The 7,279-nt window shown below is 72.4% G+C and carries 8 protein-coding genes; 2 read left to right on the forward strand and 6 right to left on the reverse strand.

Features of this window, described 5'->3' with window-relative positions; all coding sequences use genetic code 11:
* Positions 1–507: calcium-binding protein (locus tag H0487_RS20800; protein WP_281370761.1), on the forward strand; the 507-nt coding region annotated here is incomplete at its 5' end.
* 5 nt (positions 508–512) lie between these two features.
* The gene (locus tag H0487_RS20805) at positions 513–1,661 is read left to right on the forward strand and encodes an FAD-dependent monooxygenase (RefSeq protein ID WP_183096136.1); all 1,149 of its coding nucleotides are present in this window, start codon (positions 513–515) and stop codon (positions 1,659–1,661) included.
* A gap of 186 nt (positions 1,662–1,847) precedes the next feature.
* Here H0487_RS20805 and proB read toward each other — a convergent pair whose 3' ends face one another.
* The 6 genes from proB to H0487_RS20835 form a co-directional block, all read right to left on the reverse strand.
* Positions 1,848–2,963 carry a glutamate 5-kinase gene (gene proB / locus H0487_RS20810; protein ID WP_376766697.1) on the reverse strand — a complete coding sequence of 372 codons (1,116 nt, stop codon included), beginning with the start codon at positions 2,961–2,963 and terminating at the stop codon, positions 1,848–1,850.
* The gene (obgE, locus tag H0487_RS20815; RefSeq protein WP_183096137.1) at positions 2,956–4,518 is read right to left on the reverse strand and encodes a GTPase ObgE; all 1,563 of its coding nucleotides are present in this window, start codon (positions 4,516–4,518) and stop codon (positions 2,956–2,958) included. The genes proB and obgE overlap by 8 nt, the downstream gene beginning before the upstream one ends.
* Before the next feature lie 92 nt (positions 4,519–4,610).
* The gene (gene rpmA / locus H0487_RS20820; RefSeq protein ID WP_183096138.1) at positions 4,611–4,868 is read right to left on the reverse strand and encodes a 50S ribosomal protein L27; all 258 of its coding nucleotides are present in this window, start codon (positions 4,866–4,868) and stop codon (positions 4,611–4,613) included.
* A gap of 34 nt (positions 4,869–4,902) precedes the next feature.
* A complete protein-coding gene (gene rplU, locus H0487_RS20825; protein WP_183096139.1) occupies positions 4,903–5,205 on the reverse strand; it encodes a 50S ribosomal protein L21 in 303 nt (100 codons plus the stop codon).
* Between the two features lie 169 nt (positions 5,206–5,374).
* Positions 5,375–5,923 (reverse strand): hypothetical protein, encoded by a 549-nt coding sequence (locus H0487_RS20830; RefSeq protein WP_183096140.1) that lies wholly within the window; start codon positions 5,921–5,923, stop codon positions 5,375–5,377.
* A gap of 18 nt (positions 5,924–5,941) precedes the next feature.
* On the reverse strand, positions 5,942–7,279 hold a 1,338-nt coding region (locus H0487_RS20835; protein WP_183096141.1), incomplete at its 5' end, for a hypothetical protein.

The raw sequence follows: 7,279 nt of genomic DNA on the forward strand, positions 1-7,279 counted from the left end.
GGCCGGCAGGCGCGGGCCGAGCGCGGCGTCGCGGTCAGCTGTCGGATCCCGGCGGGCACGAGCGCCGCCGTACCGCTGCTGCTGGAGATCGTGCCGCGGCTCGGCAACGACCGCGCCGACGGATCCGCGCTCGGCGCGGAGTTCACGCTCAACCTGCTCGGCGACGCGGGTGACGACACCCTCCTCGGTGGCGCCGGGCCGGACCGGTTCAACGGGGCCGGCGGGGCCGACAACGTCCACGGTGGACCGGGCAGCGACTTCATCCGGGTCGGCGACGGTGACGATGTCGCCGACGGTGGCGCGGGCGACGACCACCTCATCGGCACTGCGGGCAACGACCAGCTCGCCGGCAGCATCGGCGACGACCGGCTCGAGGGCGGGGTCGGCAACGACCTGCTGCTCAGCGGACCCGGCGAGGACATCCTGCTGTGCGGCGACGGCGTCGACACCACCGACGACGACGGCGACCTCGACTCGGTGCGCCACTGCGAGAACACGATCTCCTGACCCTGGTGCGACCACCTCTCGTCATCGCCGGCGCCGGCATCGCCGGACTGGCCCTGGCCGCGGGCCTCGAGCACGCCGGTGACGCGCCGCCGTACGTCCTGCTCGACGAGCGCCCCGCGCTCGGCAGCACCGGCGGCGCGATCACGCTGTGGCCCAACGCGCTCGCCGCGCTCGACGCGATCGGGGTGGGCGACGACGTACGACGGGCGGGCCATGCGCTGGGAGCCGGGTCGGTGCGGACCCACGACGGCCGGTTGCTGCGGTCACTGGACCTGGCCCGGTCCGCCGCGGCACTCGGCGGGCCGCTCGTCGCCGTCCGGCGGGGCGAGCTGGTCGAGATCCTGCACGCGCGGGTCCGGCCCGGCACCGTCCGGCTCGGCGTCGCTGCTCGCGGCTACCGGGTTGAGCATGGTGGCGTCACCGTGCTGACCGACACCGACCCGGTCATCGGCGTCGCCCTCGTGGGCGCCGACGGCTACCGCTCGGAGATCGCCCGAGCCCTGCACCCGCAGCTGCCCGAGCGGTACGTCGGGTTCCCGGCCTGGCGCGGGCTCGCCGACCTCGGGACCCGCGACGGCATCGAGGGCGTCCAGATCTGGGGTCGCGGTCGGGAGCTCGGGATCGTGCCGCTGGGCGCGCACGCGTGCTACTGGTTCGCCACCGCGCGTGAGCCTGCCGGCGGGGCGGCGGACGACGAGCTCGACCACCTGCGCGCTGCCTTCGCGGGCTGGCCGGACCCGGTCGACCGGGTCCTCGCCGCCACCGACCCCGCGGTCGTCACCCGCAACGACGTCATGGACCGGGCGGTCCCCCGACGCTGGACCGACGGTCCGGTCGTCGTCATCGGCGACGCCGCCCACGCCATGCGTCCCCACCTCGGCCAGGGCGGCTGCCAGGCCCTCGTCGACGCCGCCGTCCTCGCCCGGCTGCTGCACGGGACCGGCTCCTCGGCCGCGGGATCACCCCTCGCCGCCTTCGGCGCCTTCGAGGCCCTGCGGAGACGGCCCGCCGAGCGCGTCGTACGGATGTCCCGAGCGGCAAGCCGCGCCGTCGGCGCCCCCACCCCGGTCCACCGTCTCAGCGCCCTCGTCCCGGACCGGCTGATGCTCCGCAGCCTCGCTCGCGTCGCCGGAACCGCCGCCTTCCCCTCCTGACCCTGCCGAATCGCCCCCCTTGCAGGCCCGAATCGCCCCCCTTGCAGGCCCGAATCGCCCCCCTTGCGGGCCCGAATCACCCCGGTTGAATCTCGCGCCCGCAACCCCGGCAACTCGCGCCCGCAACCCCGGCAACTCGCGCCCGCAACCGGGGCAACTCGCGCCCGCAACCGGGGCAACTCGGCCCTACAACAGGACCAGGTCGTCGCGGTGGACGACTTCGCGTTCGTACGCCGCGCCGAGGTCGCGCTTGAGCTCCTTGGTGGAGCGGCCGAGGAGGGCGGGGAGCTCGGCGGCGTCGAAGTTCACCAGGCCGCGGGCGACGACGGAGCCGTCGGGGGCGGTGAGGTCGACCGGGTCGCCGGCGGTGAACGTGCCGGACACGCCGACGATCCCGGCCGCGAGGAGCGAGGCGCGGCGCTCGGTCACGGCGCGGACCGCACCAGGGTCCAGCGCGAGCGCGCCAGCCGTGTCGGTGGCATAGGCGAGCCAGGTCAGCCGGATCGGACGACGCTTCCCGGTGGCGTCGAAGAGCGTGCCGACCGGCCTGCCGGCGAGCGCGTCCGCCGCCTGCTCGGCCGAGGTAAGGACGACGGGGATCCCGGAGCCGGTGGCGATCCGAGCGGCCTCGATCTTGGTGACCATGCCACCGGTGCCGACGCCTGCCGCGCCGACCGACCCGATCGTCACGCCGGCGAGGTCCGCGGCGTCGCGGACCCGGGCGACCAGCGTGGCCCCCGGACGGTGCGGCGGGCCGTCGTACAGCCCGTCGACGTCGGAGAGCAGCACCAGCAGGTCCGCGTGGACCAGGTGCGCGACGAGCGCGGCCAGCCGGTCGTTGTCGCCGAACCGGATCTCGGAGGTCGCGACGGTGTCGTTCTCGTTGACGATCGGGAGCACGCCGAGCTCGAGGAGCTTGGTGATGGTCTGGTGCGCGTTGCGGTGGTGCGCGCGCCGGGTCAGGTCGTCGACGGTGAGCAGCACCTGACCGACGATGAGGCCGTGCCGCGCGAGCTCCTCGGTGTAGCGGTGCACCAGCAGGCCCTGGCCCACGGAGGCGGCGGCCTGCTGGGCGGCGAGGCCGCTCGGACGCTTGGCGAGCCCCAGCGGCGCGAGCCCGGCGGCGATGGCGCCGGAGGACACCAGGACCACCTCGGCTCCGCCGGAGCGTACGGCGGCCAGCACGTCGACCAGCGCGCTCATGCGCTCGGGATCGATGCCCCCGGAGGCGGTGGTGAGCGAGGAGGAGCCGACCTTGACGACGACCCTCCGCGCACCGGTCACGACGGACCGGTCAGTCACCGGGGTCCTCCTCGAGCCAGGCCTCCTCGTCACTGACCTCGCTGACGGCGTCGGGGTCGTCGTCCGAGCCGATCTCGTAGGCCATCGGCCCGTACTCCTCGGGCCGGTCGAGGCGCCGCGCCACGTCGGCACGGGTCTCGGTCTCGGCCCGCTCCGGCATCTGCTCCTGGATCTCGCGGCGGCGCTGGTGGGCCGGCCGGTTCTCCTGGAACCGCTCGTCCTGACCACGGCGCGAGAGGTTCTCGGCACCCGCGTCGATGCCGGGCTTGAAGTCGAAGACGACGGCGTTGTCGGGATGGCCGATGAGGACGGCGTCGCCCTCGACCGCGCCCAGGTCGAGCAGCCTCCTCTCGACGCCGAGCCGGTCGAGCCGGTCGGCGAGGAAGCCCACTGCCTCGTCGTTGCTGAAGTCGGTCTGACGCACCCAGCGTTCGGGCTTCACGCCACGGACCCGCCAGCCGGCCCCGGTCCTGCGGACCGTGAACTCCTCGCTGTCGACGCCCTTGGGGCGCAGCACGATCCGCTCGACGATCTCCGAGGCCTGGGCGGCGCGGGCCGCGAGCACGATCTCGGCCATGGCGTAGATCAGCTCACGGGTGCCCTCGCCGGACACCGCCGAGATCTCGAAGACCCGGTGGCCGCGCTGCTGGAGCTCCTCGACCACCATCCCGGAGATGTCGCGGCCGTCCGGGATGTCGACCTTGTTGAGCGCGACCAGCCGCGGCCGGTCCTCGAGGCCGCCGTAGCGGGCGAGCTCGTTCTCGATGACCTCGAGGTCGTCGACGGGGTTGCGGCCGGGTTCCATCGTCGCGGAGTCGAGGACGTGGACCAGCGCCGCGCAGCGCTCGATGTGGCGCAGGAAGTCGTGACCCAGGCCGCGGCCCTCGGCCGCGCCCTCGATGAGGCCAGGGACGTCGGCGACGGTGAACACGGTCTCGCCTGCCGTGACGACGCCGAGGTTGGGGACCAGCGTGGTGAACGGGTAGTCGGCGATCTTGGGCCGGGCCCGCGAGATCGCCGCGATCAGGCTGGACTTGCCGGCGCTGGGGAACCCTACGAGGCCGACGTCGGCGACGACCTTCAGCTCGAGGACGATCTCGAGCTCGTCGCCGGGCTCGCCGAGCAGCGCGAAGCCGGGAGCCTTGCGGGCCTTGGACGCCAGCGAGGCGTTGCCGAGACCACCCTTGCCGCCCTCGGCGATGACGAGCTCGGTGCCGGCACCGACGAGGTCGGCGACGACCTCGCCGCCCGGCAGGGCCACGACGGTGCCCGGCGGGACCCGGAGCACGAGGTCGGAGCCGTGGGTGCCGTTCTTGTGGTCACCCGCGCCGTGACCGCCGTTCTCGGCCTTCCGCTTCGGGCTGTGGTGGTAGTCGAGCAAGGTGGTGACGTCGGGGTCGACCCGCAGGATGATCGAGCCACCGGGCCCGCCGTTGCCTCCATCGGGCCCACCGAGCGGCTTGAACTTCTCGCGGTGCACCGACGCGACGCCGTTGCCTCCGCGTCCTGCGGCGACGTGGAGCGTCACCCGGTCGACGAACGTGGGCACGGCCATGGGACCAGTCTTTCGTAGATGGTGGGGAGAAAAGACGAAGGGCGCCCCGAAACGGGACGCCCTCGGTCAGAAGTCTGCGGTCAGACTGAGCGTCACTCAGCCGCCGGGACGATGTTGACGACCTTGCGGCCGCGACGGGTGCCGAACTGGACGGCGCCCGCGGCGAGCGCGAACAGGGTGTCGTCGCCACCGCGACCGACGTTGGAGCCCGGGTGGAAGTGGGTGCCACGCTGACGGACGATGATCTCGCCGGCGTTGACGACCTGGCCGCCGAAGCGCTTGACGCCGAGTCGCTGAGCGTTGGAGTCGCGGCCGTTCTTGGTGGACGCCGCGCCCTTCTTGTGTGCCATCTGTTCAGTCCTTCGAGGTGACGAGTCGAGAGACTCAGAGCTTGATGTCGGTGACCTTGACCTGGGTGTACTTCTGGCGGTGACCCTGCCGCTTCTTGTAACCGGTCTTGTTCTTGTACTTCTGGATGATGATCTTGGGGCCCTTGGTGGCGCCGAGGACCTCGACGGTCACGGCAGCCTTGTCGAGACCGGTGGTGGTGACGGACTCACCGTCGACCGCCATGACCACGGGAAGCGTCAGGGTCTCGCCGACGGGCGTGGAGATCTTGTCGATCTCGATGACGTCGCCGACAGCGACCTTCTGCTGCTTCGCGCCTGCGCGCACGATCGCGTACACCGCGGTCTCCTTCGTCTTCTCTTCGCGTCTGGGACTGCGGCACACCACGGCCTCGGCCAGGGAGGCGGAGGGCGGTCACCCACGAGTGGGTGCAGCAGAGAGGCACACGTGAGCGCGCCGACGTTCCATAGTACGGATCCGTGCTGGTCACAGCAAAATGGCGGGCGTCTCAGCCCTCCCCGCCCGATCGTCCCCGCTTCCGCGGGATCGCCAGCCACAGGAGCGTCCCGCCGAGGAGGGTGCCGGCGATCCCCACGCCGAGCAGCACCGGCCGCCCCGTCGCCTCGGTGAGATACACCGAGGTCTCCTTGTTGTTGTTGGTCATCGGTGGCTGGGAGCCACCCCGGAAGACGTAGCTGCCGTCGGCAGGGACCTCGAGCTCGCTCACGGAGATCGGGTGCGGCCCGTTCTGGTTGTTGCCGCCGTCGCAGGAGCCGGCCCGCTCGGGCCGGACCTTCTCCCCGCCGTCCTCGGGCACCAGCACCAGCCCCATCGCGTCGAGGTCGTCGGCGTAGTCCTCCGGGTCGCAGCCCTTGGCGTTGGACAACAGGTCCTCGACGTAGATCCGGTACGTGCCCTCGTCGAGGTCGACCGTCACCGAGCCGGGCGGCGTGAACCGGGTGTCCTCGAGGGGGTCGTTGGTCGCGTAGAGGAGCCACCAGACGTACGCCGACGGCAGCAGGACGAGGAGGCCGACCAGGGCGAGGAGCTTGCGCACACGCCCACTGTGCCGTGTTCAGCTGGCGCTGACGACCAGTCCGTCGATGGTGACCGGCTTGCCGGCGGTGAGGACCTTGATCGTGACCGTCCCGATCCTGCCCACGGTCCGCGGCATCGCGACCAGCTGACGGTGGGCGGTCGTGGCGGCGTACAGGTTCACGATCCCGATCCGTACGCCGTCGAGAGCCACCTCCACGCGGCCGCAGGCGGGGCACTTGGTGACGACCAGGCCGAGCTGGTTGAACCGGGCACCGGTGCGGGTCAGCGTCGCGTTCTGCTGGCTCGTCGTGGTCGCCGTGCCGTTCCAGTACGCACCGCCCGTGGCCCGGGTCCAGGCGGCGGGCGCCGTGAGTGCTGCGTCGTCCAGGGGCCGGACCGCGCACCGCTGCGCCGTCCACAGCGACCAGTTGCCAGCGGGGTCGCGGCCCCTGACGCTGTAGCAGTACGTCGTGCCGAGGGCGCGGCTCCCCTGGGTCACCGAGAAGTTGGTCAGGTCCTGCCAGGACGGCGGGTACTCCCAGGCGCCGAGCGTCCCGTTGTACGGCGCGCCGCGCCACCTCACCTGGGAGCGCTCGACGTGGTCGGCGTCGTCCTCACCAGTCCACCCGACGGTGATCGCCGCGGTCAGCGCGACCCTCGCCGTCAGCGGCGTCGCCAGCGGCGCGGTCATCGACACGCGGGGCGGGTCGAGGTCCGGGATGCACCACACGATGGTCGTCGACTCGTAGCCGTCGTTCATCCCGACCGTGGCGTACACGTAGCCGACCTCGGACTGGGCGAACGCCACGCGGCCCTGGTGGGGGTCGGCGGGGTTGGGGAACTGGCCGTCGAGGGCGGTGTGGGCGCCTCCCGTCAGCACCCGGGTCATCGGAGGGCAGTGGACGCTCGGCGACCCGACGAAGAAGGCGTAGCTGCCGACGTCGTTGTCGACCTGGCGGGTCGCGAGCGACAGCGTCGGCACGCTCCCCGTCGGCAGGCACATCGCCTCGACCAGGACGGAGCTGGTGTTGAGGTTGGCGGTCGCGTACCAGCCGGTCCCTGTCTGGAGCGGCGCGTTGGAGAACAGCAGCCCGGTCCCGACGGTCGCGTAGTCCCACAGCCGCGCTCCCCCGCCGACCACCCGATGACCGGAGGGGCAGGACGCAGCGCCACCCGCCGGCCCTTGGCCCAACGCGCCACCCGGCGGGTTGAAGGACACCTGTTGCACGCTCATCCCGCTCGCCAGAGCCGCCGGCAGGCAGTAGGCGACGACCGTGAAGGACTGGTTCCCGTGGTTGGCGTCGGCTCCGGCCGCTCCGAGGAACCGTCGGCTCCCCCACTCGGGGAAGGCCGCCTTGGGGATCACGAAGCGGAA

The sequence above is a fragment of the Nocardioides stalactiti genome, assembly GCF_014180715.1.
GTDB classification, from domain to species: domain Bacteria; phylum Actinomycetota; class Actinomycetes; order Propionibacteriales; family Nocardioidaceae; genus Nocardioides; species Nocardioides stalactiti.